Origin of the sequence: Microcoleus sp. S13_C3 (assembly GCF_036700905.1) — a bacterium.
Taxonomy (GTDB): domain Bacteria; phylum Cyanobacteriota; class Cyanobacteriia; order Cyanobacteriales; family Microcoleaceae; genus Microcoleus.
Map to the genome: position 1 here is coordinate 1 of NZ_JAUBPT010000351.1, position 1,459 is coordinate 1,459.

A 1,459-nucleotide genomic window follows, 5' to 3' on the forward strand; every position below is an offset into this window, starting at 1 on the left:
CTCACGCTCGATCTCGGATGATTCACTTTTATCCCCTCAATCTGCCTATGTGCCAGTTGGGGTGCGGAATGTGGGTTTGATGAGTAGAGAGCCGTCTCTCTCTGGGGTACTTCTCCTCAGTCCTCGTGTAAAAGACTCAATCCGAGTCCGGTCACAACGAAAGTAAGTAATAAAATCGTTGGAGTGCAGACCACACAAGCATCTAAGCTGATAGCCTAAATCGGTAGTGTATGCAAGAGGAAGAAAAGGAAGGGTTAACGATAAGTAAACGACTAATCTAGCTCCGTGATACACGAAAAGGTGAAATCAGGCTGGAACACCTTAACCAAAAGGTAAATAGCTGATTATTAGAAGTTTCGCTGTCTAATAAAGAAGTTCAAAAAGCTATCGGAGTATGAGTCGAACCCTAACCTTTTTCGCAGGTCATCAAAAGCGAAACACGGTAAGCCCAATAGACTCTCTCTTAAGGTCGAAACAAGAGAGTAAGCCAAGAGTAATCACAGCCGAATTGTCTAGGGGGTAAAGGAAGTCAGAGAAAGCGAACGCCCTGTGTAATGCAGAGGATAAGGGTTGAGGAATATCCCAACATCACACCGCCTGAAAATGGTAGCCCACTTCTGACAGGTCTTAAACGATAAACAGGATTCAAAGAAACTAAACGGAGATTGAAAGATGGAAACCACTATGGTTATCGGAAGCTCTGGACAACTTAACGACTGGTCACAGATTGACTGGAAATCAATCGTCAAGAATGTTAAGAATCTGAGGAAACGGATTTATCGTGCCACACAGATCGGTCAGTGGAATCAGGTCAGAAGCCTCACAAAACTGATGTTAAGAAGCTTCGACAATCTAATTTTGTCAGTGCGTAAAGTTACCCAACTGAATCAAGGAAAACGAACAGCAGGTGTGGACAAGGAGGTAGCATTAACACCTGAACAACGGGTAAAACTCATCCGAGAAATGGGACAGCACACACTATGGAAGGTTAAACCCACCAAAAGAGTATATATACCAAAAGCCAATGGGAAGCAAAGACCATTAGGCATCCCCACCATCAAGGATAGAGTAGCACAAGCCATAGTTAAGAACGCTCTAGAACCAATCTGGGAAGCTCTTTTCGAGGCAAACAGTTATGGATTCAGAGTCGGAAGAAGTTGCCACGATGCCATTGAGCAGTGTTTTCTACGCCTACAAGGTAATAGAGACACATGGGTTCTGGATGCGGACCTATCAGGATTCTTCGACAATATCACTCATGAAACCATCCTACATTCCATAGGGAATTTCCCCGCCCGCAGCCTAATCAAGCAATGGTTAAAAGCAGGATACATAGACAAGGGAAAACTTCATGAAACACAAAGCGGAACGCCACAAGGAGGCATTATCAGCCCCCTACTGGCAAATATCGGCTTACGGGGTCTGGAAAACTTCTTGAGCCAATTCAAGAAGGTCAAAG

At 44.4% G+C, this 1,459-nt stretch carries 1 protein-coding gene; it reads left to right on the plus strand.

What is annotated here, in order from left to right; translation table 11 throughout:
- Positions 1–672: 672 nt before the first annotated feature.
- Positions 673–1,459 (plus strand): reverse transcriptase N-terminal domain-containing protein (locus tag QUA16_RS36665; RefSeq protein ID WP_333109762.1); only part of this gene is annotated, 787 nt, incomplete at its 3' end.